This is a genomic window from Streptococcus ruminantium (genome assembly GCF_003609975.1).
GTDB classification, from domain to species: domain Bacteria; phylum Bacillota; class Bacilli; order Lactobacillales; family Streptococcaceae; genus Streptococcus; species Streptococcus ruminantium.
The window spans coordinates 527282-552351 of sequence record NZ_AP018400.1; the positions used below are offsets into that span (position 1 = coordinate 527282).

Consider the following 25070-nt stretch of genomic DNA (forward strand, 5'->3'; position numbering starts at 1 on the left):
GCAATCGCAAGTGTGAAAATTACTAAAGATTTTCGTTGAGAATCTACATTTTATATGTTTTACTTTACAACAAATCTAATTTTTATCTGTATTCTTGTAAAGTAGCTGTTGTTCGTATTTACTGGAGCGAGCTTTTATGCTACGATAGTGTCGTGCTGATAGGCACTAATCTTTTTATTAGAATGAGGTATTATCGATGTCTAAATGTAAAATTGCAAGTGTAGCGATACTTGCTGCCCTTTCCCTATTTGCAACTGCTTCTGTCTCTGCTAATGAAGTTGGAAGCAATAAATTTATTAACATCGCACCGCCAGGAGGCAGAGGGTCAGAAGGATCAAGACAGAGCAACAAGTGGCTTGATAAGTATATTGAGAAATTAGAACAAGCTGAACCTACAGGAACTCCAAAGACGCTAGGACTTGGGCAAAGCTTTAAAGGGACTGCACATATCTATTAATTAAGATCATAATTTAAATTTAGATATAATTGTAATTATAAAGAGAGTCTAGGGTAAGAACTAGACATAAAACGAAAAAGCGAACAGATTGGGTTTTAGTTTGGTAAACTTCCCAATTTGATCGCTTTTTTATTTTATTCATTGCACTATGGAGTTTGAACATAAAAAAGTTCAAACGGTCATTTTTTTACTTCAAGCTCTGTAAAAATACCCTACTTCAATCACATTTATGTCTAGAATCTTCATCTAAAAGTCATGCTATTTGATTGTATTGGTTGTTTTTTGAAAAAGCTTCCGCCAATTTTGGAAACTCAATTCCGGATTGGGCAGGAGTTTACCGAGGCTGGCACGCCAAACCTGATAACGAGTGTCAAATAGGAGACGGATCATTCTATCTACCATTTCAGCTTGTTCTGGGGAAAGTGCTTTTCTCAGTCGATCTATTTCTTGCAATTTTTGTAGAGGATTGACGGTTATATCACTAAAACGTTCAATACCAGCCTGGATAAGAATACCAAAGAAAAGGTCGAAAAAATTCTGTAGTTCTTTGTCTGATAAGGTAGCTGTCCATGTTTTTAAAGTCTGGTTTATTTGTAGACTATCTTCTGTCAAGGATAGGTCTGATCTGAAGTCAAGCCCCTCGACTTCCCAAGTAAAGCTGATATGTTGAAGGAGACCGACAGCATTGCTTCGAATGACTTGGACATTTTCTGGTGTTTCAAGCATCATGCCGATGATAGAATTTTGTGGAATGATGGGATAGACACGATTTTTAATCGCCTGATAGTTAGGAGTTTCCAAGTATTTTTTATGGAGTCCAGGAGCATCGAAAGGGTAGATGGCCTGGATACTTTCTTGTAATTTAGAAGGGAGTTGACAAGCTGCGTAGAGTGCTAGATTTCCACCTTTTGAATGTCCTGCCAGATAATAGTTTCCAGATTGGCATGCCATGAGTTTTTTTAGATAGGCACTTGCTGCGCGTTGAGCAGGGATTTCATCCATATAGGTCATGTGAAAGTCTTCTTTCCAGCCAATAATGGTATCGTCTGTGCCTCGAAAGCAAGTCAAAATGATTTGCCGGTCCAGTCTATAACTGATAGCGGAGAATTGTTTTTCTTGATTCAACTGATAATCGTTAACGAAACCAAAAGCCTTGAGATGTTTGAAGCGTTTGGATTTGGCTAAGAGGGCAAACAGGGCTAATCGGTTTTTAGTTACCATGGAAAAATATGGAAAATTATGTTGATAGGTTTCATCAAATATTTCTGCCAAATGGTCGAGTCGAATTCCTGACTCTTCAAAGGAAAAGGGAACTAGATTATCGAAAGGAAGGTAGGAAAGTTCTGCTAGAGCAAGAAGATCTAGTTTATTAACGGGCTGGTCATAAAAACTATCGTATTGGTTTTCTTCAATGTAGTTTAGTAAATTTGACATAGCATCCTCTTTTTCTTCGTTCATTTTTCGCTATTATAGCGAAATTGAAGCAAAATGACAAATTTGTAAGGGTTATTTTACCTATTTTTCCTCAAATTTTTCCTGTAATGAGCTATAATAATGATAGAGAAGGAGAAGATCATGCAGAAGATTTTAGTCGTTGAAGATGATCGAACCATTAGCCAGCTAGTAGCTAAGAATTTGGTTCATTGGGGCTATCAGGTCCAAGAAGTCAAAGATTTTCATACTGTTTTAGAGCAGATAAGCAATTTTCAGCCACATTTGATTGTGTTGGATATTGGTCTGCCTTTTTTCAATGGTTATTATTGGTGTCAAGAAATTCGGAAAACTTCTCGTGTACCCATTATGTTTCTTTCTTCTCACGATCAGCCCATGGATATCGTCATGGCAATCAATATGGGGGCTGATGATTATGTGACAAAGCCTTTTGAGATGACTGTGCTTCTTGCCAAGATACAAGGGCTACTCAGGAGAAGTTACGACTTTATCGGTGAACAAAGTTTGCTTTGGTTTGAGGAGGTTTCTCTGGATTTAAAAACCATGCAGGTGTACTTTAAGCAGACTGTAGAAGATCTGACCAAAAATGAATTCCAAATTTTACGAGTACTTTTTGAACACAGTAGGGAAGTGGTCAGTCGTGAGGAATTGATGAGGGAGTTATGGAATAGCGATTTCTTTGTGGACGATAATACCTTATCGGTCAACATTGCACGGCTGCGCAAAAAATTGGCGGAATTAGGTTTGCCAGACTTGATTGCTACAAAGAAAGGAGTAGGCTACGGCTTAGTATGGACTCATGATTAAACAGGATTTTGGAAGAGTGCTGGTCTATTTTTTTAGGTCTTGGCTCTATTATCGTCTCGTCTTCATCATCGCTTACATTATTTTTTCTAGCACCATCTTAGGCTTTAGTTTTCTCTTTGAAGTTGAGAAGGATTTAACTATCTATGTTTTGACCCTCCTGACACTTTGTTGGTTTGGGGCTTTGTTTTGGGATTTGGTGGTAGATTTTTCACGTTTTAAGAAAATCTGGCGTGGACAGGAAGTTCAGTCAGGGACAGCTGGTGAACTTCATCTACAAGAGAAGGTAGAATATTTGAAAGTTCAAAATAAGTTTCTAATGGAAAAGCAACTACAAGAACAAGTGGAATTAGAAGATTATTACACGCTCTGGGCTCACCAGATGAAAACTCCCATTGCAGCAAGTCAACTGATGATTAAGGAAATGGAGGCAGGGAAAATTCGCCATCAGATAGAATCAGAACTTTTTAAAATTGAGCAGTATACAGGTTTGGTTTTGAACTATCTCCGCCTCCAATCTTTTCATGACGATTTGCTGATTGAAAGCGTCGACTTGTACGAGTTGATGAAGGAGCTTGTCAAGAAGTATTCTCTCTTTTTCATCCAGTCTAACACCAGCTTAGTATTAGGCTCTTTAGAGCGAACTCTAAAGACAGACAAACGCTGGCTGGGGCTTTTGGTAGAGCAACTTCTGTCCAATGCTCTCAAATATTGTCAGGGAGGAACCATATCAATTTTTTTAGACGGTGATGATTTAGTTATCCGAGATACAGGGATAGGGATTGCAGAAAGTGACTTAGAACGAGTCTTTGAACGAGGTTTTTCAGGTTTCAACGGTCGCAGAACCCAACAATCTTCGGGGCTGGGACTCTATTTATCACAAAAAATTGCTAGGGAGCTGGGCTATTCCCTAAAACTAACTTCTAAGGTAGGAGAAGGGACAGAGGTTCGGATTGGAATGAGAGAAGAAGTGCTGGTTTTGGATTAGAGTCCTTGAAAAGCCCATCTGTTTTTGTCTCTAAATGACCTGTTTCCTGGGTTATTGGTATTTGTTCAATCTGATTCATTGATATAGCTTACAAAATTGTCACCAAAATGAAAGCTAGAGCGATGGCAATCTTTTTCTAGAAGAGGTAGGATTAAAAGAGAAAAAGAAAAGGAGAGAGATTATGTCACTCTTAGATGTTCAGCATGTTCAAAAAATTTATAGTTCTCGTTTTAAAGTTGGTCAGGTTGAAGCCTTAAAAGATATTCATTTTACGGTGGAGGAGGGGGAATATGTAGCCATTATGGGAGAGTCTGGTTCGGGAAAAACGACTCTGCTCAATATTCTTGCGACTCTTGACAAACCAACGAGAGGAAAGGTTTTGCTCAATGGATTGGATACACAGTCTATCAGAAGTAAGGAAGCTTCGGCCTTTCGGCGGGAAAAGCTTGGTTTTGTCTTTCAGGATTTTAATCTTCTAGACACACTTTCTGTTAAGGATAATATTTTACTTCCTCTAGTCCTTTCACGTTATCCGATTGATGAGATGAACAAACGGTTAGTACATACACTTAATAGTCTAGAAATTGGAACTCTACAAGACAAAATGCCTTACGAGATTTCAGGTGGACAGCAGCAACGGGTAGCCGTAGCGCGTGCAATCATCACACGTCCTGAAATCCTCTTGGCTGATGAGCCAACAGGGGCATTGGATTCCAAATCTTCGGCAACTCTTTTAGATGTTTTCGAACAAATCAATCAGAAGGGACAAACTCTTCTGATGGTGACTCATTCAACCGCTGCTGCCAGTCGTGCTAAGCGTGTGATTTTTATCAAGGATGGTATTCTCTACAATCAAATCTATCGTGGAGAACGAAGTAGTCAGGAAATGTACCAGTTGATTTCTGATACCTTGACTGTTATGGCGAATCGAGGTGAGTAATATGCTAGGATTAACCTTCCGATTAGCTCTCACTAATCTAAGAAAGAACCGTCGTCTATATTACCCCTACATCTTAATGACTATGGTGTCAACAACTATTGCCTATATTTTTGCTTCTCTAGCCTTTCATCCCAATCTAGGTGAAGTCTGGGGAGCAAATCAAGTGACTCATGTATTAGGCCTTGGGATGATTGTGGTTATGATTACCGTTACCAGCATGATTTTTTATGCTAATAGTTTTATCATGAAACAACGTTCTAAAGAATTTGGGGTCTATAGTATTTTAGGATTAGAGAAGAAACACTTGTTTCTCATGACTTGCTTTGAGCATCTAGTCTTTTCCATTGGAACTGTTGGGAGTGGATTGATACTAGGTATCGTACTGGATAGATTTTTCTACGCTCTCTTGCTCAAAGTAATGCAAATGAAAGTCGTTCTGGCTTCCACTTTCCAGATGAAAAATGTTATTCTGGTAGCAACCTATCTTTTGGCAGTTTTTCTACTGGTTAGCATTTTTAATATCAGCAAATTGGGGCTGACGGATTCTCTCAAACTTGTTCAGGGAAAGAAGATTGGGGATAAGAAGGCAGTTTTTCTTCCATTACAAACTCTCACGAGCCTAATTTTGCTAGCTATAGCTTATACAATTGCTCAGTCAGGAGGAAATCCTTCTCTAGCTTTACCAAGTTTTTTTGGTGCGACTCTTTTAGTTATTTTAGCGACCTACTTACTCTTTCAGGCTGGTGTCATTACTTTTTTGAATTGGTTAAAAAATCGCCAAAGCTATTACTATAAACCAGCTAATTTTATCTCCATATCTAATTTGATTTTCCGTATGCGAAAAAACGCTATGGGACTTGCGACTATTACTATTTTGTCAGCTATGTTTTTAGTGACTATGATAGGTGGACTCAACATCTATATTGGTGGTAAAGATCATATTACCAATCAGAATCCCAATGATTTTTCCATTGACATCGGTCTCAGGCTAAATACTTCTCGTGAGCAGGTTCAGAAGTGGGTAGATGATATTTTGAAGAAAGCACAGATTCCGGTGAAAAGCCAAGTGACCTATGACTATCAGCGATTCTATTTTGCCAATGCAACAACCCAACGGATTAACTTTTTATCAGATGAAGAGTATTCAAATAGGAAATTTTCTAAGCCAGTCGGTATTGGTTATATTATTGACCAAAATACCTATCAGAAAATGACTGGACAAACCTTGGATTTGTCCGCGAATCAGTTGGCGATTTATGGCGATTATCAAAAGGGTCAAGAGGTTGAGATTGGCAGCAAACGTCTTCAAGTTGCTCAAGTATTACATAAGAATATTACCCTGGGACATTTACCAAAACATGCTATTTCTCTTACTCTCGGTCAGCATCTTGTTCTGGTGGTAAACAATTTGGATATGTTCACAGAGCGTGTAGACGCTAGGTATTATCTAGGCTATGAATCCAGCTTGCCAGAAGAAGAGCAAGTCAAGGCGCGGGAGCATTTCTTAACTAGAAACTTTGAAAGTGAATTGTGGGATAGGAGTCTACTGCCAAACGGTTTATCTGTTATCAGCTTGGGCTACCGTGCTTATGCTATGCGTTCCTTCTTCAGTTTGGCAGGTTCCTTGTTCTTTATTGGTTTGCTTCTCTCTCTGATTTTTCTCATGGCGGTCGTACTAGTCATTTACTTCAAACAAATTTCTGAAGGATTTGAAGATAGGAGCCGTTTTGTGATTATGACAAAGGTTGGCTTGGATGAACAACAAACCAGACAATCTATTCGTAAGCAATTACTGACAGTATTTTTCTTGCCAGTTCTTCTGGCCTTTGTCCATCTAGGATTTGCTTATAAGATGTTATCATCTATCCTATTTTCTATAGGGGTAGTCAATACAGAGTTGATATTTAAGGTAGCGGTGGGGCTGTGTTCTGGGTACTTCTTGCTTTACTCACTGGTTTACATGATTACAACACGGTCTTATAAGAGAATCATTTCTTAAACTTGGGGGAACCCAAGTTTTTATTTTGCCATTGGCAACATTATTTGATCAATTATTAGTTTTTTATTTGCGCATATATTTTTTATCGTATCCATCTTATTTTAGCTAATATGCTTTACAAACTAGTTCAAATGTGCTATCATTCTATAGAACTAGTATGTAAAACAAGATAGTTGGAAAACTTTGGCTTTATCAAGTTTTTATTTTTAAAACACTAGTTGGTAAAACAAATTAGATAGGAAGGAGGGATAGCATGAAGGAGACACAAATGCTAAAAGGGATCTTAGACGGTTGTGTCCTGCAGATCATCGCCCGACAGGAAATTTATGGCTATGAATTGGTTCAAGAACTGAGGGCTAGTGGCTTTCAGAATATGGTCGGTGGAACAGTCTATCCTCTTCTACAAAAATTGGAAAAAAATAGTTTGATTGTGAGTCAAAATAAGCCTTCTCCAGATGGTCCAGACAGAAAGTATTTTTACCTAACAACTCAAGGACAGGCCTATTTAGAAGATTTTTGGCTCCAATGGAATGATTTGGTTAAAAAGGTAGATCGGTTGGCACAAACCGTTGAAAAAAGATAACCGTCCTAAGTGTGTTTAGCCCACTTTGTCCGTTTCCTATTTTTATACGGATTTTTACGCTCTTTGTATCTTGGTTTAATTGAACACGAGCTAAAATCCTAGTAAAAAAGATAACCGTCCTAGTGTGCTTAGCCCACTTTGTCCGTTTCCTATTTTTATACGGATTTTTACGCTCTTTGTATCTTGGTGAAGGGAGAATGAAATGAATAAGCAACTGGAATATCGTAAACAGATTGAGATGATTGAGGAAAAACTAATCAGGAAAAATAAGGAATATATGGAACGTATCAGCGGTTATATGATGATTGCTTCTATTTTTTATCATCAAGAGGAGGTCGTGATGGAACAGCTTTTGTCCATCTATCAGGATGTTTTTGCTGCTCAGCAGGACGGTTGTTCCGCAGAGGAATTCCTCGGCAAAGATAGCAAACAGATGGCAGACGAACTCTTGTCCTACCTTCCACCTATTGGTCTTATGGAGGTGGCTCGTTTAAGTGTTCTTATTCTTAGTATCTATCTTGGCAGCCAGTTCTTAATGGATTTTGCAGGAACAGGAGTCATCTCTCTCAACTGGATTGGCTTGCTCTGCGATACCGTTCTCAGTCTACTGTTGCCAATAGGTATCTTTCTTATCCTTCGTAGACTGATTTACCAGACTGATAAAATCAAGATTTTAGGGATCTATATTGGTTTTCCTCTCGTCTTTTTAGGACTTTGTTTCTTGCGGCTTTGGTTAGTTCCAAAGAAGCTTGATTTCGTCTTGACTGGTTGGGGATTGGTGGTTCTACTTGCCCTACTAGGAGTAGCTCTGCTATTTTTCCAAGAGCAGAAGTTAGTTCGCTATGTCTTTCTGCCTACCTATGTTCTCACTCTGGCTTGTGGTAGCTTGACTAGCTATCTAAAGCAAGTGGGAGCCTCTGTTCCCATCTGGCTTAATCTCACTTTAATTTTCCTGCCGATTATAATCTTTTGGATAGGAAGTATGATATTCTTGATGAGAAAGGAAAAATGAGATGAATACATTTCAGCTACACTTAAAGCAGATGAACGATTTGCAACGAAAATTAAATAAGGAAAACAAGGCTTATATGAAGCGCCTTCGTACCTATATGACTCTGGCCTCTGGTTTTTACAATCAGGAGGAAAGAACCGTAAGGTTGCTGCTATCTATTTATCAAGATGTTTTGGAGGCACAGAAGGATGGTCAGTCGGCTGAAGATTTTCTTGGTAAGGATAGTCAGCAAATGGCAGATCAACTTCTGTCTGATTTACCTCCGTTGCGTTGGTATTATGGTTTGAGGTTAACAGGGAGTATTGCCTTGGTCTATATCGGTTGGCTGTTTCTAGGAACCTTTAGTTGTACGGGATATATGAAATTGGAATGGCGCTCCTTACTTTGTGATCTTCTCATCGGCTTCATGTTGCCAAGTTCTGCCTTTTTTATCCTAAAGAATCTCGTCTATGAGCCGTCTAAGGCCAAGGCGAGATTTGTGATAGGAATCTGGAGCATCTTAGTTCTTGGAATAATCGGTCTGCGGATATGGCTAAGTCGCCAGTTTTATGAGTTCATCCGTCTGCCATTTTGGGTTTCTGTTCTTATTTTGGTTGGGATTGCCGCAGGAATCTGGTACTATCGAAAGAAAACTTCTATTATTCATGTGTTTATGCCTTCTTACATTCTTACAGTGTTGAGTGGCTTTAGTCAGATTGTAGCTACACATTTCGGCTATGGGGAACGAGATTGGACAGGTTGGTTGCCTTTGGGCTTTATCAGTCTAGCTCTAATTTCCTCTCTTCTAGGTGCACTTTATATGTTGAAAAAAGATGAATTGAGCTAAACAAATTTGCAAGGATGGTGATAGACTAGCTTTTTGAGTGGTCTATCATTTTTTGGTATAATAAATAAAGGAGTTTTTTGTTATTATGGAATATGACAGTTACATAAGATTTCCGAATGACTAAGAAAGTCAATAAAGTTGTAGAATTTAGAGTTTGGAAAAATAGGGGATACATTATAGGTATGAGATTATGGCATGAAGAACTAATAAATAAATTACCACGTCAGCAATTACTAGGACAACATAGAGAATGCGCAGCCTTGAGAGGAGCTGGATGGGGACGTTTGCACGCAACTGTTAACTATGTTTTTGAATATTCTCCCTATAAGTTGTACCAATATCATTGCCTGATTCTTGCGGAAATGGAGCATCGGGGATATAAACCGGATGAAAAATGGAAAAATCCTTTGTATAGAGGAAAAGTTGTTTCTGAATATGAAAAACTATCTGAAGAGGTCATTACACACCCTATTTACCCCGAACACAACGAGGAGTATCTGGAAGAATGTTTGGATAATTTAAAAGCCAAAAATATACATCTGTCCTAATTATACTTGGGTTAGAAAGCCAAGAAGGTACGATGGGATATATCAAAAAAGAGGGCATTTCCTATTGAAAATATTGTAAGTCCATAACGATAGCAACAACTCATTATAAGGTTCAAGAAACCTTCTTAAATCAACGTTTATAGGCAATAAAGGAGAAAATCATGACATTTGAAGAGATTTTACCGGGTTTAAAGGCAAAAAAGAAATATGTACGTACTGGATGGGGTGGAGCAGAGAACTATGTCCAACTCTTTGACACTATTGAAGTTGATGGTCAAAAACTAGTGGCCACACCCTATTTTCTTATCAATGTAACAGGTGAAGGCGAGGGATTTTCTATGTGGAGTCCGACACCTTGTGATGTGCTAGCAACTGACTGGGTAGAAGTTCATGACTAAGAGAGTCCTTGTCACAGGTGTATCCAGCGGCATAGGTCTTGCGCAGGCTCGGATTTTTTTGGAAAATGGCTGGCGTGTTTACGGACTGGATCGGACCAGCAAGCCTGATTTAACTGGTGATTTTCATTTTTTACAAATTGACCTGACAGATGATCTATCTCCGGTTTTTTCATGGTGCCAGACAGTTGATGTCCTCTGTAATACCGCAGGTGTTCTGGATGATTATCGTCCTCACTTAGAGATAGAAGAGGCAGAATTGGAACATATCTTTGCAGTCAATTTTTTCTCAGTAACCAGATTGACCAGTCCCTATCTGCGCCAAATGGTAGAAAACAAGTCGGGCATGATAATCAATATGTGCTCTATTGCTTCTAGTTTAGCAGGTGGAGGAGGTTCAGCCTATACAGCTTCCAAGCATGCTCTAGCAGGCTTTACCAAGCAGCTCGCCCTTGACTATGCCAAATCAGGTATTCAAGTCTTCGGCATTGCCCCAGGTGCTGTTCAGACAGGGATGACCCAGGCCGACTTTGAACCAGGAGGCCTGGCTGATTGGGTAGCAGCTCAGACTCCTATCGGACGCTGGACACAGCCAGAAGAAATTGCAGAGTTGACCTTTATGCTAGCTACGGGAAAATTCTCGTCTATGCAAGGGCAGATTATTTCTATTGATGGTGGTTGGAGTTTGAAATAGATGGATTGTATGGTTGAGGAGCAACCACACAAATACATACGAAGCGGAAGATAAATCTTTCAATCTGGAGAGTTTAGACTCTCCTTTTTGTTTACAACATCAGCTCTTTGTTCTGCTATTTTCCAAAAATCCTAAAATTTGCTATAATGAGGTGATAAGATTGAAAAGAGAGATATTTATGAGTAATAATTATGCCATTATCCTAGCAGCGGGGAAGGGAACTCGCATGAAATCTGACTTGCCAAAGGTCTTACACAAGGTAGCAGGTATCACTATGCTGGAGCACGTTAAGCGTGCTGTAGATGCTGTGGAGCCAGCTAAGACAGTGACTATTGTTGGTCATAAGGCTGAATTGGTTCAGGCAGTTTTAGAAGGTAGCTCGGAATGTGCATTCCAGTCTGAGCAGTTGGGAACAGGTCATGCAGTAATGATGGCTGAGCCGGAATTGGCAGGGTTAGAAGGACAAACCTTGGTAATCGCAGGTGATACACCGCTGATTACAGGTGAAAGTTTGAAAAATCTTATTAGTTTCCATGTTAGCCATAAAAATGTGGCGACCATTTTGACTGCTCAGGCAGATGATCCTTTTGGCTATGGTCGAATTATCCGAAATGCAGATGGTGAGGTACAAAAAATTGTTGAGCAAAAGGATGCTAACGATTTTGAAAAACAAGTCAGGGAAATCAATACTGGTACCTATCTCTTTGATAATAAACGCCTCTTTGAAGCCTTAAAGGACATCAATACGGACAACGCTCAAGGCGAATACTATCTGACAGATGTGATTGCAATCTTCCGTCAGGCGGGAGAAAAAGTGGGGGCTTATGTGTTGCGAGATTTTGACGAAAGTCTAGGCGTCAATGACCGTACTGCTCTTGCAAAAGCTGAAGCGGTGATGCGTAAACGGATCAATGAAAAACATATGGTCAATGGTGTTACATTTATCAATCCAGAAGCAACTTATATCGACATTGATGTTGAAATTGGTGCAGAGGTAGTTATTGAAGCCAATGTTGTACTGAAAGGCAGGACTAGCATAGGAGAGCGCACTGTTTTGACAAACGGAACTCGTATCCGCGACTCTAAAATTGCAGCAGATGTTGTGATTAGCAATTCAGACATTGAAGAATCCATCATTGATGAAGGTGTAACAGTTGGACCATACGCTCATATCCGTCCAGATAGCCTATTGAAAAAAGGGGTTCATGTCGGTAATTTTGTGGAAGTCAAGGCTTCTACGCTTGGAGAAGGAACTAAGTCAGGGCATTTGACCTATCTTGGAAATGCGACCATTGGAAGAAATGTCAATGTGGGAGCTGGTACCATCACTGTGAACTATGATGGAAAAAATAAGTTTAAGACCAGAGTAGGAGACAATGCCTTTGTTGGCTCAAATTCAACCATCATTGCACCGGTAACAATTAACGATAATGCTCTGCTGGCTGCTGGCTCTGTGATCACAAAGGATATTCCTAAAGATGCAATCGGTATTGGTCGTAGTCGCCAAGAAAATAAAGAAGGATATGCAACACGTTTTCCTTTCCATCCAGATAAAAAATAGGTAGCTATATGAAATTTGAAGAAAAAACCATTAATCGGAAAGAGATTTTCAAGGGACATATCTTTGATGTCGTAGTTGATGATGTCCAATTACCAGATGGTAAAACTGGTAAGCGGGAATTGGTTTTCCATAAGGGAGCAGTTTGTGTTTTAGCTTTGACATCAGATGGTAAGATGATTTTAGTTAAACAATACCGTAAGGCAATTGAGCGTACCATCTACGAAATTCCAGCCGGTAAGTTGGAACTGGGAGAAGAGGATACATTGGAAGATGCAGCTCTGCGCGAATTGGAAGAGGAAACTGGGTACAGCAGTGATAAACTAACCTTACTGGCAGATTTTTATTCGGCCATTGGTTTTTGTAATGAGCGTATCCGTCTCTACCTAGCTGACAATCTGATAAAGGTTGAGAACCCTCGTCCTATGGATGAAGACGAGGTTATTGAACTCTACGAGGTAACCTTGGAAGAAGCCTTGAGTTTAGTAGCAAGTGGAGATATTTGTGATGCCAAGACTATTATGGCTGTTCAATATTTACAACTCATGAGAAAGTAGGTTAAAGCATGGGGAAGCCCTTGTTAACAGATGATATTTTAGAGAAAGTGAAAAAGAAGCAGTATTCTGATGGATTTATGTTTGGGCATTACCGTCCCAATCAAGACGTCCCAATGGATGACTCTGTATTTGAACCCTATCTCGAAGAGGATTATCAGGGTTATGAGGAAGGGCAGACTATCCGTATTCCAGTCACCCCCACGGTGGTAAAAAGTCGCCGTATCGAAACCATCAAACGCGAAGAATTTCGTAGTAAGGTCAATAAAATCCTCTTTTGGGTTATACTCTTGCTGATTGTATTTATTTTGGCAGTATTATTTATTTAGGAGAGAAGATGAAGTTTGGAATAATCGCAGCCATGCCTCAAGAATTGAAGATTTTACTTGACCATCTTCAAGAGGGAATTGAGACTGAAGTTTTAGGTCGGACCTACTATCAGGGACGTATCGGTCAACACGAGGTTGTTCTTGTTCAATCAGGGATTGGGAAGGTCATGTCCGCCATGTCTGTCGCAATTTTGGTCGATCGTTTTGCGGTAGATATCATCGTCAATACAGGTTCGGCAGGTGCAGTCGCTGAGGGCATTGCTGTTGGAGATGTTGTTGTGGCAGACCAATTAGCTTACCACGATGTCGATGTGACAGCCTTTGGTTATGCCTATGGACAAATGGCGGGGCAGGAATTGTATTTTCCGGCAGATCAAACCTTGTTGAAGCAACTAAGATCCGTATTGGAAGAGCAGGAAATGGCTAGTCATGTAGGTCTGATTGTGACAGGTGATAGCTTTATAGCAGGTCAGGACAAGATTGCAATCATCAAGGAACACTTTCCAGAGGTTCTTGCTGTGGAAATGGAAGGAGCAGCGATTGCTCAAGCCGCTATCAATGCAGGCAAACCATTCTTAGTCATCCGAGCCATGAGCGATACTGCCCAAGGAGATGCTAATATAACGTTTGATGAGTTCATCATTCAAGCAGGTAAACGTTCGGCACAGATCCTAATCTCCTTTTTAGACCAAATTTAGAGCGATGTCAGAATACAATGATAAAAAGCGAACAACTATGGCTTTCTAATATACTCCCTTTATAGTGGACAGTGAATAGATCAAACTATTTCACCAGAAACGATGAGGGGAGTTTTTCCATGCTTAAAAGAAGTCTCAAAACTGCTGGAGAAAAGTTAAAGGGCCTCATCCCTCTTGGAGTGAGGAGCAAGGCCACGATTTAAATTTTTTAGTTTCTAATTTCTTACTACTTTATATAAGTTACTCTTTAATTGTTTGTTTGAAAATATTCTCTTTCCTTTCCTTGTCAATAGCCAAAAAGTATGCATAAATAACATCTAGCATAATGAGGAGAGGAATTTGTGGAGAAATTCGGTTGCCATAGTTCAGATGCCTGACAGAAGCAACAGGGATGATTTGATCAAAGGGGGGATGGGAAAAGCATCTGGTAGTTAGCAGGGCTGTTGGGATGCCTTTTTGAGTAGCTAAATGTAAGTGTTCCATGACTTCTTCTGTTTGCCCGGATAAGGAAAGTCCAATGACCAAACAAGTTGCGTCCAAAATATTCGTTGTCCAAATGAGATTGTTTTTGTCCGTGATAGCATCGCATACCACACCTAAACGCATAAACCGAGATTTGATTTCTATGGCAACCAGCCCAGAACTTCCGATGCCGTAGAAGTACACTCTTTTGCTGGCATCTATTAGCTTAGCGATTTCCTCAAGTTTCTCCTCATCCACTAAATTATTGGTTGAAGTTAGGATTTCTTCATAATCAACGAGAACCTTCTTTGTTAGGCTACGCTGTAATTTTTCAAAATGTTTTTCTAGATATTGCTGGTTATTTTGAAAAGCAAAGACAAATTCTCGATAGCCAGAAAAACCACATTTTTTAGCGAAACGAGTAAGAGCAGATGGGGAAATGTGGAGATTTTTTATCGTAGTTTCCAAGCTTAGATCGGCCGTCGCAGGATCCAGTTGCGTGAAATAGCTACCGATATGTTTTTCGAGCCGTGTCATCTGATCCAGATGTGACTCAATAATTGCGGTGATGTGTTTTGGTGTTTGCAACATATTCGATTCCTTTAATAGGATGGTTTAAGGATATTATATCACTAAAACCTCCTCATGGATAGGATTTATGATATAATGGAGTCGTAAAAGGAACGTGAGACGATGTATATTGAAATGATTGATGAAACAGGGCAGGTTTCTGCTCAAATGCAAGAGCAAATTACGGATTTGCTCCAGTTTGCGGCCGAAAAAATTGGCAAGCAGAATAAGGAAATGGCTGTGACTTTTGTTGATAATGCCCGTGTCCACGAGGTGAATCTCAAGTATAGGGGGATTGATCGTCCCACTGATGTCGTCAGTCTGGAGTACAAGCCTGAATCTTTGATTGTATTTAACGAAGAAGATTTATTGGATAATCCTGAGTTGGCAGAGATGATGGAAGACTTTGATGCTTATATCGGTGAATTGTATATCTCCATTGATAAGGCACGGGAACAGTCAGAAGATTACGGTCATAGTTATGAGCGTGAAATGGGCTTTTTGGCTGTTCATGGTTTTCTACATATCAATGGCTACGATCATTATACGCCGGAAGAAGAGGCGGAAATGTTTGGTTTACAAGAAGAAATTTTGACTGCTTATGGACTTACACGAGAATAATACAAAAAATCGGTGGAAAAACAGGGAATTGATTGCTAGTCTTGAGTTTGCGGTAACGGGTTTGTTAACTGCTTTCAAAGAAGAGCGCAATATGAAGAAGCATCTAGTCTCGGCCATCCTTGTGGTGCTGGCAGGGGTTGTTTTTCAAGTAACGGTAACGGAGTGGCTCTTTTTATTACTTAGCATCAGTTTGGTGATCGCTTTTGAAATTGTCAATTCAGCTATTGAAAATGTGGTGGATTTGGCATCGGGTTATCATTTTTCCATGCTGGCTAAAAATGCTAAAGATATGGCAGCAGGGGCGGTTCTATTTATCTCAGGTTTTGCTCTTTTAACAGGGCTTATTATCTTCTTGCCTAAGATTTGGAACCTTATTTTTTAGAACTTTTAAGGAGAATACATGACATTTCGGTCAGGTTTTGTGGCGATTTTAGGTCGTCCAAATGTAGGGAAGTCGACCTTCCTAAACTATGTGATGGGGCAAAAAATTGCCATTATGAGCGATAAAGCTCAGACAACTCGGAATAAGATTATGGGGATCTATACAACCGATGAGGAGCAGATTGTTTTCATTGATACGCCGGGCATTCACAAGCCCAAGACAGCCTTGGGCGATTTCATGGTGGAATCTGCCTACAGCACTCTGCGTGAGGTGGATACGGTCCTCTTTATGGTGCCAGCTGATGAAAAGCGAGGCAAAGGTGATGATATGATTATGGAGCGACTCAAACAAGCAAACGTTCCAGTCATTTTGGTGGTCAACAAGATTGATAAAGTACACCCAGACCAGCTTCTAGAGCAGATTGAGGACTTTCGTCATCAGATGGATTTCAAGGAGATTGTGCCAATCTCTGCGACTCAGGGCAACAATGTTAACCGTCTCATGGAGATTCTCAAGGAAAATCTAGACGAAGGGTTCCAGTATTTCCCAGCAGATCAAATCACAGACCATCCGGAGCGTTTCTTAGTATCTGAGATGATTCGAGAAAAGGTTCTGCATCTGACCCGTGAAGAGATTCCGCATTCAGTAGCGGTGGTGATTGAGTCTATGAAACGTGATGAGTTTACAGACAAGGTACATATTCGAGCGACTATCATGGTGGAGCGTGATAGTCAAAAGGGCATTATCATCGGTAAGCAAGGTGCTATGCTCAAGAAGATTGGCTCTATGGCTCGTCGTGACATCGAACTGATGCTAGGTGATAAGGTCTTTTTGGAAACCTGGGTCAAGGTCAAAAAAAACTGGCGTGATAAGAAGTTAGATCTGGCCGACTTTGGCTATAATGAGAAGGAGTATTAAGAGGAATACGAGAGCTAGGTTCTGATACTGAGTTGCCTAAGGACTTTTTATAGGAATTTTTGTAAATTTGAGTAGTTTTTTTAAAGGCATCAGCTTTAGCGAATCAAACTCGATCCAAGTCATCGAAAACTTCTATTTTACTTAAATTTAATAGGAATCTATATTCGTCAGGGAAGCCGCAAGGTTTTTACTGCGTTGTGGGGGGAATTGATGATAAAACCTGTGACGAAAGAAGATGTTTGCATATGGAGTAGCTTTGCAAGTCAGGTATGGCAGAAAAAAGAAATAAACTTACTAGAGCAGTTCAGGGCTGGCGCCTTTCCAAATGAGTTTCTCTATTATGATGGGGAGAAAAAAGCCATAGCTTGGGTTAGTTTATCACTTCGTTCAGAATACGTTGAAGGGTGTTGTTCTAGTCCTGTTGCCTATCTGGAGGGAATTTGGGTTCGTCCGGATTATCGCCAACGAGGTATTGCTGGTCAATTGCTGATTTTTGCGGAAAAATGGGCACGAACGATGGGGGCAAGCCAGCTTGCTTCTGATGCGGATATTGATAATGTAATCAGTCAGGCTTTTCATATAAAAAACGGTTTTAAAGAAGTTAGCCGTACCGTTCACTATGTTCGAAATTTGGTAGTAGACAAAGAATAGCGGGGCTTGCTTTTCTGGCAAAATCAGATTAAGTAGTCAGTGTTGAACATGCCTACGACTCTTTGAAAAGGGGTGACCATTACCTTAGGTACTTTTTCACTGTCGGTAGGGTTACCATTTTTCTTTTATCTTGTAATTTTACTTAGAAAGGTAGAGTGTTTGCGTGCTGGAACCCGAGCTAAAAGCTCGGAAAATAGACAGAGCTCTTCGTGTGTGAAGCACCGAGTGTTGCTCTCCTGATTTCAGTCGCTTTTTACGCTCTTGGTATCATAAATTGCCCGAACTTCCTGAAGTTGAGACAGTTCGTCGAGGTTTGAATAGATTGGTTAAGGGGAAGACTATCCAAAAAGTTGAGGTCATTTATGCTCCCATGGTGAAAACAGGAGTAGATCGTTTTTGTCAAGATTTGGTTGGTCAGGTGATTATAGATGTGCAGCGTCGCGGCAAATATCTTTTGATTTATCTGACAGACTTTGTATTGATTTCTCACTTGCGTATGGAAGGCAAGTATAATTTCTTTCAAAAACAGGTGCCGATAAACAAGCACTTTCATGCTTTTTTTACTTTTACTGATGATTCTACTTTGGTCTATCAGGATGTCCGTAAGTTTGGTACCATGGAATTATTACAGGAAAAGAATTTATCTGCTTATTTCGCTAGTCGAAAAATCGGTCCTGAACCAACAGAAGAAGATTTTCATTTAGCAGAATTTACTGCAAAATTAGCCAGATCCAAAAAGTCTATCAAGTCTCATCTCTTGGACCAGTCCTTGGTAGCAGGCTTGGGAAATATTTATGCTGATGAGGTTTTATTCAGAGCGCAAGTTCATCCTGCTCAAGTCAGTCACAGTCTATCAGCAAATCAGATAACTGCTCTTCGCCAGGCTACTATTGAGGTATTGCAACTGGGGATTGAAAAAGGTGGATCAACGATCCGAACTTATAAGAATGCCTTGGGGATGGATGGAAGTATGCAGGATTATTTACAAGTATATGGAAAGACAGGACAGGCTTGTCCTTGCTGCCAAGAGAAGATCGTTAAAATCCAGTTGGGCGGTCGGGGTACGCATTTCTGTCCTCGGTGTCAGGTGTTAGATGGTTAGAGTCATCGGAGTGACAGGCGGTATCGCCTCAGGAAAGTCAACTGTGTCGGCCTATCTGCGAGAAAATGGATACATAGTTATTGATGCTGATGCGGTGGTGCATGAATTGCAAGCCAAAGGTGGCAAGCTTTATCAGGTCTTACTGGCTGAATTTGGTGAAAAGATCTTATCCGCAGATGGAAATATAGACAGAGAAAAATTGGGGCAGGCTGTTTTTGCAGATAGCAGTTTTCGGCTTCGTTTATCTAAGTTGCAGGATCGGATTATTCGTCAGGAGCTTTTAAAGAGACGAGATGAACTGAAGCAGAAAGAGGAGATAATTTTCATGGATATTCCCCTGCTCTACGAGGCAGATTATAGCGGGGAAGTAGATGAAATCTGGCTAGTTTATGTCGATAAAGCGCAGCAATTGGACAGACTCATGAAGCGCAACGGGTTTTCCGTTCAAGATGCGGAACATCGGCTGGCAGCTCAGCTTTCTTTGGATGAAAAACGAGCGAAAGCTCCGGTGGTTATTGATAATAGTGGAGTAATTGAGAAGACTTTGATGCAGGTTCAAGGTCTTTTGGAGGGGTTAAAGGATGGATGACGGTAGTAGGTATTGGAAGCAGAACTTGAAGATAGCCTGGTTAGGAAATTTCCTGACAGGAACTAGTTTTACCTTGGTGATGCCTTTTATTTCGGTTTTTGTGGAAGAACTGAAGGTGGCGCCGGGACAAGTGGAGTACTATGCTGGTCTGGCTGTGTCGGCTAATGCCTTGGCAGCGGCTCTGATGGCACCTATCTGGGGGAGTTTAGCGGATCGTTATGGACGTAAACCCATGATGGTGCGGGCAGCTTTTGCTATGATTTTTACTATGGGGGGGATGGCTTTTGTACCTAACGTTTTCTGGTTGATCGTCCTGCGTGTTTTAAATGGTGTTTTTACAGGTTACATTCCAAATGCAACAGCCTTAATTGCTAGTCAGGTTCCTAAGGAAAAGACGGGCTATGCTCTTGGCACCTTATCAACGGGAGCCGTTGCCGGAAACTTAATCGGACCGACTCTTGGTGGTATCTTAGCAGAGATGTTTGGGGTTCATACGGTATTCTTGCTGGTTGGTCTTCTTTACGCCCTAGTGGTTATTCTGACAATTTTCTATATCCGAGAGGACTTTGTTCCGGTCAAAAAAGGTGAGGCGATGTCCATTCGGGAAGTTTTGGTGCAAGTGAGAGACCGACAAATGTTGGTTGGTCTTTTTATCACTTCCATGATTATTATTGCGGCTGCTCAGGCAGTTGTACCTATTCTGACTCTCTATGTTCGGCATCTGGGACAAACGGATAATCTACTCTTTGTAGCAGGCTTCATTATTTCTTTGCCGGGGATGGCATCCTTGGTGACATCGGGGCATTTGGGGAAAATTGGGGATCGAATTGGCAATCACCGACTTTTGTTGCTGGCTTTAGCCTATAGTCTTTTAATCAACGTTTTCTGTGCTTTTGCGACTAGTCCTTTTCAGTTGGGTTTGCTTCGTTTTCTGTATGGTTTTGGAACAGGCGCCCTTTTGCCTTCTGTCAATTCGCTTCTAACGAAGTTGACTCCTAGGGAAGGTATCTCAAGAATTTTTTCCTACAATCAACTTTTTAACAATCTAGGCTCTGTTGTGGGACCAATGATGGGGTCAGCGGTGGCTGCTCACATGGGCTACAACTGGGTATTTTATCTATCTAGCGGCCTAGTCTTGTTCAATCTTATCTGGTCCTTGATCAATTTTAGAAACTACTTGAAAGTAAGGGATATTTAGTGAGAGTTAAAATCAATTTACAATGTTCAGAATGTGGTAGTAAGAATTACTTGACTAGTAAAAATGCTAAGACCCATCCACAGAAGATTGAGGTGCTAAAATACTGTCCAAAAGAGAGAAAAGTGACTCTTCACCTTGAATCTAAATAGTTTTTATGGTATAATGTCAGAAGTTATTGTAGAAAGTGAAAAAAATATGTATCAAGCATTATTAACAATTCTGTTGATTTTATCTGTTATTTTGATTGCAGTGATCTTTATCCAACCAGCTAAAAACCAGTCTAGCAATGTCTTTGACTCTTCTAGTGGTGCTTTGTTTGAGCGGACAAAGGCACGTGGTTTTGAGGCGGTTATGCAGCGTATTACAGCTATCCTTATTTTCCTTTGGATGTTGGATGCGCTCGCACTTGTTATCATTTCAAGTAAGTAGATAAATCAGACTGGGACTTGTTCTTGGTCTATTTTTTTAGTAAAGGTATCATGAAAAACGAAATTATTAACTATATCAAAGAAGTTGGTCCAGTGACCATGGGTCAGCTAGCTGATCAGTTCGGTGCTAGTTCCGCAAAGGATTTTACCGGTTTGGTTAAGCTGGTTTCCAGCATGGAAGGCCACCGTAAGTTGATCTTTGACAATGCAGGTCGGATTGCTTTGCCGATGCCAAAAAGAGTGAAAAATCAGGTGACCTTGCAGGGGATTTTCCGTGCACATAAATCAGGATTTGGATTTGTGACGATTGATGAGGAGGAAGATGATCTCTTTATTAGCCGCGATGATGTCCATTTTGCCATTGAGGGTGACCGAGTGGAAATTGCTATTAAGAAGGTAGCTGATCGGCTCAAAGGGACAGCTGCGGAAGCGGAGGTTATTGATATTCTGGAGCACAGCTTGAAAACAGCGGTGGGGCTAATCATCTTCGATGAGGATAAGCCTGAATATGCTGGCTATATCAAGTCTAAAAACCAAAAGATTACCCAGAAGATCTATATTAGGAAGTCACCTCTGGTATTGACCGGAACAGAAATCCTAAAGGTTGACATTGAAGCTTATCCAAGCAAAAAACGAGATTATTTTGTAGCAACCATTCGTGATGTGGTAGGGCACAAGGACGATGTAGGAATTGACGTGCTGGAAGTTTTGGAATCTATGGATATTGTCTCTGAGTTTCCAGATGAGGTATTAGCAGAGGCAGATCGTGTGCCAGAATGTCCATCAGAATCGGACTTTGTGGGGCGTTTGGACCTGCGTGATGAGGTGATTTTTACCATTGATGGTGCAGATGCTAAAGATTTGGACGATGCAGTTCATATCAAGCAACTCAAGAATGGTAATATGGAATTAGGTGTCCATATTGCTGATGTCAGCTATTATGTGACCGAGGGATCTGCTCTGGATCAAGAAGCCATCAAGCGAGGGACTTCTGTCTATGTGACTGACCGAGTGGTACCTATGTTGCCAGAGCGCCTGTCAAATGGAATCTGCTCACTCAATCCAAATGTAGATCGCTTAACCCAATCTGCCATTATGGAAATCGACCGTAAAGGTAAGATTGTGAAGCACTGGATCGGTCAGTCAGTTATCAAGACGAGCTTTCGCATGACCTACTCGGATGTTAATGACATGATTGCAGGGGATAGGGAAAAGTTAACCAAATATAAGGCTATCGCACCGAGTGTGGAACTTATGGTTAAACTTCATGGGACATTGGAAACGATGCGCTACAAGCGCGGTGCCCTTAATTTTGATACAGCAGAAGCCAAAATTATTGTCAATAAGGAAGGGTTACCTGTCGATATTCAGCTTCGTCAGCGTGGAATTGCCGAGCGAATGATTGAGTCTTTCATGTTAGCAGCTAACGAATGCGTTGCCGAGCACTTTGCTCAGTTGAATCTTCCTTTCATTTATCGGATTCATGAGGAGCCTAAGTCGGATAAATTGCAGAAGTTCATTGACTATGCAACCAGTTTTGGCTTGGCTGTTTACGGGACAGCTAATTCGATTAGTCGGGAGACTCTTCAGGAGTTGATGGAGCGAGTCAAAGACGAACCTTATGCGGATGTGCTGAACATGATGTTGCTCCGTTCCATGCAGCAGGCACGTTATTCGGAACACAACCACGGTCACTATGGTTTGGGAGCAGCGTTTTACACTCACTTCACTAGTCCCATTCGCCGTTATCCAGACTTATTGGTTCACCGTATGGTGCGAGAATATGGACAAAATCCTGCGGAGAAGGCTGAGCATTTTGAACAGGTCATTCCTGAGTTGGCTAAATCGTCTTCAAGTTTGGAACGTCGTGCTATTGATGCTGAACGAGAAGTTGAAGCAATGAAAAAAGCTGAGTTTATGCAGGAATTTGTCGGTCAGGAATTCGATGGTGTCGTATCAAGTGTGGTTAAATTTGGTCTTTTTGTCGAATTAACAAATACAGTTGAAGGACTGATTCATATCACCAATCTTAGTGAATACTACCAGTTTCATGAGCGAACCTTGACCTTGCAGGGTGAGAAGTCGGGTCGTGTCTTCCGTGTTGGTCAGCCGATTCGTATCAAGCTTATGCGGGCGGATAAGATGACTGGAGAGATTGATTTTGCTCACGTTCCGTCTGAGTTGGATAGTATCGAAAAAGCCTCAAAAGCTAAGCGGAGGGCAACTGGGCATTCCAACCGTGATCGTGATGATCGGTCAGGGAGAGGACGGGGGAAGAACCGCAAGAAAGAAGCTAGTGATCGCGATAGCTCTCGTCATAAGTCAGCAAAAGACTACAAGTCTAAGAGCGGAAAGTCAGCTAGGAAAAAGAAACCATTTTACAAGGAAATTGTGAAAAAGAATAGGAAGACAAGGAGGTAGACATGGCTAAGGGTGAGGGCAATGTGATTGCACAGAATAAAAAAGCTCGTCACGACTATACCATTGTGGATACGGTAGAAGCGGGGATAGTGTTGACAGGAACGGAAATCAAATCCATTCGTGCAGGACGAATCAACCTTAAAGATGGTTTTGCTCAGATAAAGAATGGTGAAGCTTGGTTGGTCAATGTCCATATCGCTCCCTACGATGAGGGAAACATCTGGAATCAAGAACCGACTCGGACTCGAAAGCTCCTCTTGCGGAAGAAGCAGATTGAATCACTAGGTAATGAGGTTAAGGGGACAGGGATGACCCTTGTTCCTCTCAAAGTTTACATCAAGGATGGTTTTGCTAAGATCTTAATTGGCCTTGCTAAAGGTAAACACGATTATGACAAGCGAGAGTCCATCAAACGTCGTGAACAGGACCGGGACATCAAGCGAACGATGAAATCCATCAATAGTAGATAAAACTAAAAGAAGTTGGAGATGGTTTTCTTTTTAGATGAAGATAAATGTTCTGATTCAAAAAAACTCTGTCTATGTAATATTTGACAAAGATTTTTCTTTGTGTTAAAAATGAGACGAGAAGATGAAGTACGGTAACAGTTGGGTTTGATTAAGAAGAGAAAGCGAATTTCTGGGCAGTGTCACATACAGGTCTGTAAAAAAGACTTGGGGTTCTGATGTGTCAGGTTTATTGACTCAAAAAGCTTAGAAATAAATCAAGAAATTAGACGAGCAAGTTTAATATATTTTACTCGTTTTAGATTGAAACATGTTTGGATAGAGCGAACAGACTTAGATAACATAGCAGAGGCTAAAGGAACATAGGTTTTAAAAATAGTGTTATCGCATTGGCGAAATAGACTAATTTGTTATATTCAAGATAACAAAATGATTGTTTCTGGTTTTGAAGTTACTCACTGTAAAGAAGCTTAAAAATAATAGTTCATGAATTTAACTATAAAATAATGAATAAATAATAGATTGGAGCCAGTATGACAGTTTTAGTCCCTTATAGACGAATGCCGGTTTGGAATCAAGAAACGGTTCCCCAACATTTTTTGACCAAGCACAATACTAAAGTTGGTACTTGGGCAAAAATTAGGGTTTTGAATGGACGGATTAAGTTTGAGTTAATGTCTAATGCTAATGAAGTCTTAGGCGAGTTTGTCTATGTCTCAACAGATGATATTCCAATGATAGAACCTCAGGTTTGGCACCGTGTGACATTGTTGACAGAGGATACAGAGTTTTTCTTAGAATTTTTCTGTAGTCCGGAGGATTATTTTGCCAAGAAGTATGACTATACTCGTACGCATTCGGAAGTCTTGGAGGCCTTGAATATTATTGAGCCTTGTAAGGTATTGGACCTGGGCTGTGGACGTGGTCGTAACAGTCTCTATCTTGCTCAGCGTGGTTTTGATGTGACAGCTGTGGATAAAGATGAGTCAAGCATTCAGACACTCTTACAGGTTAAAGAGTTGGAAGATTTGGATTTGCAGGTCGGTTTCTATGATATTAACTCCGCTAGTTTAGAGCAAGATTATGACTGGATTATTTCAACGGTCGTTTTCATGTCCTTAGAGCGTGGCCAGGTACCAGCTATTATCCAGAATATGCAGGAGCAAACACGAAGTGGTGGTTATAATCTGATTGTGGCAGCCATGGATACAGAGGATGCACCTTGTCCCGTGGATTTTTCTTTTACTTTTGGAACAGGCGAGCTGAAAGAGTACTATCGTGATTGGAAATTCATCAAATACAATGAAAATTTTGGTCACCTTCATAGACGGGATGAAAATGGGAATTTTCTCAAAATGCGTTTTGTGACCATGCTAGCTCAAAAAACGAAATAAAATATTTTTGAAAGCACTTGCATAGCAAGT

At 40.6% G+C, this 25070-nt stretch carries 29 protein-coding genes; 27 read left to right on the forward strand and 2 right to left on the reverse strand.

Features of this window, described 5'->3' with window-relative positions:
- Positions 1-196: 196 nt before the first annotated feature.
- On the forward strand, positions 197-457 hold the full coding sequence (locus SR187_RS02680) for a hypothetical protein (protein ID WP_120171423.1): 261 nt from the start codon (positions 197-199) through the stop codon (positions 455-457).
- Positions 458-715: 258 nt separating this feature from the next.
- On the opposite strand, the gene SR187_RS02685 is transcribed toward SR187_RS02680, so the two are convergent.
- Positions 716-1891 (reverse strand): DUF2974 domain-containing protein, encoded by a 1176-nt coding sequence (locus SR187_RS02685; protein ID WP_120171424.1) that lies wholly within the window; start codon positions 1889-1891, stop codon positions 716-718.
- 141 nt (positions 1892-2032) lie between these two features.
- Here SR187_RS02685 and SR187_RS02690 point away from each other — a divergent pair, with 141 nt between their 5' ends.
- The 14 genes from SR187_RS02690 (at position 2033) to SR187_RS02755 (ending at position 13837) form a co-directional block, all read left to right on the forward strand.
- Positions 2033-2716, forward strand: coding sequence for a response regulator transcription factor (locus tag SR187_RS02690; RefSeq protein WP_120171425.1), 684 nt, complete (start codon positions 2033-2035; stop codon positions 2714-2716).
- On the forward strand, positions 2709-3701 hold the full coding sequence (locus SR187_RS02695) for a sensor histidine kinase (RefSeq protein WP_120171426.1): 993 nt from the start codon (positions 2709-2711) through the stop codon (positions 3699-3701). Before SR187_RS02690 ends, SR187_RS02695 begins: the two co-directional genes overlap by 8 nt.
- Before the next feature lie 181 nt (positions 3702-3882).
- On the forward strand, positions 3883-4641 hold the full coding sequence (locus SR187_RS02700; RefSeq protein WP_120171427.1) for an ABC transporter ATP-binding protein: 759 nt from the start codon (positions 3883-3885) through the stop codon (positions 4639-4641).
- Between the two features lies 1 nt (position 4642).
- Complete coding sequence (locus SR187_RS02705) at positions 4643-6640, forward strand: ABC transporter permease (protein ID WP_120171428.1); 1998 nt, start codon at positions 4643-4645, stop codon at positions 6638-6640.
- 253 nt (positions 6641-6893) lie between these two features.
- Positions 6894-7223 carry a PadR family transcriptional regulator gene (locus SR187_RS02710; RefSeq protein WP_120171429.1) on the forward strand — a complete coding sequence of 110 codons (330 nt, stop codon included), beginning with the start codon at positions 6894-6896 and terminating at the stop codon, positions 7221-7223.
- 202 nt (positions 7224-7425) lie between these two features.
- On the forward strand, positions 7426-8235 hold the full coding sequence (locus SR187_RS02715) for a DUF1129 domain-containing protein (protein WP_120171430.1): 810 nt from the start codon (positions 7426-7428) through the stop codon (positions 8233-8235).
- Between the two features lies 1 nt (position 8236).
- Positions 8237-9061 carry a DUF1129 domain-containing protein gene (locus SR187_RS02720; RefSeq protein WP_231996445.1) on the forward strand — a complete coding sequence of 275 codons (825 nt, stop codon included), beginning with the start codon at positions 8237-8239 and terminating at the stop codon, positions 9059-9061.
- 182 nt (positions 9062-9243) lie between these two features.
- Positions 9244-9609, forward strand: a complete 366-nt coding sequence (locus tag SR187_RS02725) for a TIGR02328 family protein (RefSeq protein WP_120172459.1) — start codon at positions 9244-9246, stop codon at positions 9607-9609.
- Positions 9610-9770: 161 nt separating this feature from the next.
- Positions 9771-10007 carry a DUF2829 domain-containing protein gene (locus SR187_RS02730; RefSeq protein WP_024531665.1) on the forward strand — a complete coding sequence of 79 codons (237 nt, stop codon included), beginning with the start codon at positions 9771-9773 and terminating at the stop codon, positions 10005-10007.
- Complete coding sequence (locus SR187_RS02735) at positions 10000-10698, forward strand: 3-oxoacyl-ACP reductase (RefSeq protein ID WP_024531664.1); 699 nt, start codon at positions 10000-10002, stop codon at positions 10696-10698. Before SR187_RS02730 ends, SR187_RS02735 begins: the two co-directional genes overlap by 8 nt.
- Positions 10699-10876: 178 nt before the next feature.
- Positions 10877-12259 (forward strand): bifunctional UDP-N-acetylglucosamine diphosphorylase/glucosamine-1-phosphate N-acetyltransferase GlmU, encoded by a 1383-nt coding sequence (gene glmU / locus SR187_RS02740; RefSeq protein ID WP_120171431.1) that lies wholly within the window; start codon positions 10877-10879, stop codon positions 12257-12259.
- An 8-nt stretch (positions 12260-12267) separates the two neighbouring features.
- Positions 12268-12813 (forward strand): NUDIX hydrolase, encoded by a 546-nt coding sequence (locus SR187_RS02745; RefSeq protein WP_120171432.1) that lies wholly within the window; start codon positions 12268-12270, stop codon positions 12811-12813.
- Positions 12814-12821: 8 nt separating this feature from the next.
- Positions 12822-13139, forward strand: coding sequence for a cell wall synthase accessory phosphoprotein MacP (gene macP / locus SR187_RS02750; protein WP_120171433.1), 318 nt, complete (start codon positions 12822-12824; stop codon positions 13137-13139).
- Positions 13140-13147: 8 nt separating this feature from the next.
- Positions 13148-13837 (forward strand): 5'-methylthioadenosine/adenosylhomocysteine nucleosidase, encoded by a 690-nt coding sequence (locus tag SR187_RS02755; protein ID WP_120171434.1) that lies wholly within the window; start codon positions 13148-13150, stop codon positions 13835-13837.
- 240 nt (positions 13838-14077) lie between these two features.
- Here the strand turns inward: SR187_RS02755 and SR187_RS02760 are convergent, their stop codons facing one another.
- Positions 14078-14890 (reverse strand): MurR/RpiR family transcriptional regulator, encoded by an 813-nt coding sequence (locus tag SR187_RS02760; RefSeq protein ID WP_024531659.1) that lies wholly within the window; start codon positions 14888-14890, stop codon positions 14078-14080.
- A 102-nt stretch (positions 14891-14992) separates the two neighbouring features.
- On the opposite strand from SR187_RS02760, the gene ybeY reads away from it, so the two are divergent.
- The 12 genes from ybeY (at position 14993) to tehB (ending at position 25040) form a co-directional block, all read left to right on the forward strand.
- On the forward strand, positions 14993-15490 hold the full coding sequence (ybeY, locus tag SR187_RS02765) for an rRNA maturation RNase YbeY (protein WP_120171435.1): 498 nt from the start codon (positions 14993-14995) through the stop codon (positions 15488-15490).
- Positions 15471-15872, forward strand: coding sequence for a diacylglycerol kinase family protein (locus tag SR187_RS02770; RefSeq protein ID WP_024531657.1), 402 nt, complete (start codon positions 15471-15473; stop codon positions 15870-15872). The genes ybeY and SR187_RS02770 overlap by 20 nt, the downstream gene beginning before the upstream one ends.
- 18 nt (positions 15873-15890) lie before the next feature.
- Positions 15891-16790 (forward strand): GTPase Era, encoded by a 900-nt coding sequence (gene era / locus SR187_RS02775; protein ID WP_120171436.1) that lies wholly within the window; start codon positions 15891-15893, stop codon positions 16788-16790.
- A gap of 210 nt (positions 16791-17000) precedes the next feature.
- Positions 17001-17441 carry a GNAT family N-acetyltransferase gene (locus SR187_RS02780; protein ID WP_120171437.1) on the forward strand — a complete coding sequence of 147 codons (441 nt, stop codon included), beginning with the start codon at positions 17001-17003 and terminating at the stop codon, positions 17439-17441.
- Between the two features lie 274 nt (positions 17442-17715).
- Positions 17716-18543 (forward strand): DNA-formamidopyrimidine glycosylase, encoded by an 828-nt coding sequence (gene mutM, locus SR187_RS02785; protein WP_120171438.1) that lies wholly within the window; start codon positions 17716-17718, stop codon positions 18541-18543.
- Positions 18536-19132 (forward strand): dephospho-CoA kinase, encoded by a 597-nt coding sequence (coaE, locus tag SR187_RS02790; RefSeq protein ID WP_120171439.1) that lies wholly within the window; start codon positions 18536-18538, stop codon positions 19130-19132. The genes mutM and coaE overlap by 8 nt, the downstream gene beginning before the upstream one ends.
- Positions 19125-20330, forward strand: coding sequence for a multidrug efflux MFS transporter (locus SR187_RS02795; RefSeq protein WP_120171440.1), 1206 nt, complete (start codon positions 19125-19127; stop codon positions 20328-20330). Before coaE ends, SR187_RS02795 begins: the two co-directional genes overlap by 8 nt.
- Complete coding sequence (rpmG, locus tag SR187_RS02800) at positions 20330-20479, forward strand: 50S ribosomal protein L33 (RefSeq protein WP_032537847.1); 150 nt, start codon at positions 20330-20332, stop codon at positions 20477-20479. The genes SR187_RS02795 and rpmG overlap by 1 nt, the downstream gene beginning before the upstream one ends.
- Positions 20480-20525: 46 nt before the next feature.
- Positions 20526-20759 carry a preprotein translocase subunit SecG gene (gene secG / locus SR187_RS02805; RefSeq protein ID WP_024531652.1) on the forward strand — a complete coding sequence of 78 codons (234 nt, stop codon included), beginning with the start codon at positions 20526-20528 and terminating at the stop codon, positions 20757-20759.
- Positions 20760-20809: 50 nt separating this feature from the next.
- Entirely contained in the window at positions 20810-23179 is a 2370-nt protein-coding gene (gene rnr / locus SR187_RS02810) for a ribonuclease R (RefSeq protein WP_120171441.1), read from the forward strand.
- Between the two features lie 2 nt (positions 23180-23181).
- Positions 23182-23649 carry an SsrA-binding protein SmpB gene (gene smpB, locus SR187_RS02815; RefSeq protein ID WP_024531650.1) on the forward strand — a complete coding sequence of 156 codons (468 nt, stop codon included), beginning with the start codon at positions 23182-23184 and terminating at the stop codon, positions 23647-23649.
- 530 nt (positions 23650-24179) lie between these two features.
- Positions 24180-25040, forward strand: coding sequence for an SAM-dependent methyltransferase TehB (tehB, locus tag SR187_RS02820; RefSeq protein WP_120171442.1), 861 nt, complete (start codon positions 24180-24182; stop codon positions 25038-25040).
- The last annotated feature ends 30 nt before the right edge of the window (positions 25041-25070 follow it).

Coding starts and splice junctions, on each gene's coding strand:
- SR187_RS02680 (WP_120171423.1), top strand. CDS start 197: ATGTCTAAATGTAAAATTGCAAGTGTAGCGATACTTGCTGCCCTTTCC.
- SR187_RS02685 (WP_120171424.1), bottom strand. CDS start 1,891: ATGTCAAATTTACTAAACTACATTGAAGAAAACCAATACGATAGTTTT.
- SR187_RS02690 (WP_120171425.1), top strand. CDS start 2,033: ATGCAGAAGATTTTAGTCGTTGAAGATGATCGAACCATTAGCCAGCTA.
- SR187_RS02695 (WP_120171426.1), top strand. CDS start 2,709: ATGATTAAACAGGATTTTGGAAGAGTGCTGGTCTATTTTTTTAGGTCT.
- SR187_RS02700 (WP_120171427.1), top strand. CDS start 3,883: ATGTCACTCTTAGATGTTCAGCATGTTCAAAAAATTTATAGTTCTCGT.
- SR187_RS02705 (WP_120171428.1), top strand. CDS start 4,643: ATGCTAGGATTAACCTTCCGATTAGCTCTCACTAATCTAAGAAAGAAC.
- SR187_RS02710 (WP_120171429.1), top strand. CDS start 6,894: ATGAAGGAGACACAAATGCTAAAAGGGATCTTAGACGGTTGTGTCCTG.
- SR187_RS02715 (WP_120171430.1), top strand. CDS start 7,426: ATGAATAAGCAACTGGAATATCGTAAACAGATTGAGATGATTGAGGAA.
- SR187_RS02720 (WP_231996445.1), top strand. CDS start 8,237: ATGAATACATTTCAGCTACACTTAAAGCAGATGAACGATTTGCAACGA.
- SR187_RS02725 (WP_120172459.1), top strand. CDS start 9,244: ATGAGATTATGGCATGAAGAACTAATAAATAAATTACCACGTCAGCAA.
- SR187_RS02730 (WP_024531665.1), top strand. CDS start 9,771: ATGACATTTGAAGAGATTTTACCGGGTTTAAAGGCAAAAAAGAAATAT.
- SR187_RS02735 (WP_024531664.1), top strand. CDS start 10,000: ATGACTAAGAGAGTCCTTGTCACAGGTGTATCCAGCGGCATAGGTCTT.
- glmU (WP_120171431.1), top strand. CDS start 10,877: ATGAGTAATAATTATGCCATTATCCTAGCAGCGGGGAAGGGAACTCGC.
- SR187_RS02745 (WP_120171432.1), top strand. CDS start 12,268: ATGAAATTTGAAGAAAAAACCATTAATCGGAAAGAGATTTTCAAGGGA.
- macP (WP_120171433.1), top strand. CDS start 12,822: ATGGGGAAGCCCTTGTTAACAGATGATATTTTAGAGAAAGTGAAAAAG.
- SR187_RS02755 (WP_120171434.1), top strand. CDS start 13,148: ATGAAGTTTGGAATAATCGCAGCCATGCCTCAAGAATTGAAGATTTTA.
- SR187_RS02760 (WP_024531659.1), bottom strand. CDS start 14,890: ATGTTGCAAACACCAAAACACATCACCGCAATTATTGAGTCACATCTG.
- ybeY (WP_120171435.1), top strand. CDS start 14,993: ATGTATATTGAAATGATTGATGAAACAGGGCAGGTTTCTGCTCAAATG.
- SR187_RS02770 (WP_024531657.1), top strand. CDS start 15,471: ATGGACTTACACGAGAATAATACAAAAAATCGGTGGAAAAACAGGGAA.
- era (WP_120171436.1), top strand. CDS start 15,891: ATGACATTTCGGTCAGGTTTTGTGGCGATTTTAGGTCGTCCAAATGTA.
- SR187_RS02780 (WP_120171437.1), top strand. CDS start 17,001: ATGATAAAACCTGTGACGAAAGAAGATGTTTGCATATGGAGTAGCTTT.
- coaE (WP_120171439.1), top strand. CDS start 18,536: ATGGTTAGAGTCATCGGAGTGACAGGCGGTATCGCCTCAGGAAAGTCA.
- SR187_RS02795 (WP_120171440.1), top strand. CDS start 19,125: ATGGATGACGGTAGTAGGTATTGGAAGCAGAACTTGAAGATAGCCTGG.
- secG (WP_024531652.1), top strand. CDS start 20,526: ATGTATCAAGCATTATTAACAATTCTGTTGATTTTATCTGTTATTTTG.
- rnr (WP_120171441.1), top strand. CDS start 20,810: ATGAAAAACGAAATTATTAACTATATCAAAGAAGTTGGTCCAGTGACC.
- smpB (WP_024531650.1), top strand. CDS start 23,182: ATGGCTAAGGGTGAGGGCAATGTGATTGCACAGAATAAAAAAGCTCGT.
- tehB (WP_120171442.1), top strand. CDS start 24,180: ATGACAGTTTTAGTCCCTTATAGACGAATGCCGGTTTGGAATCAAGAA.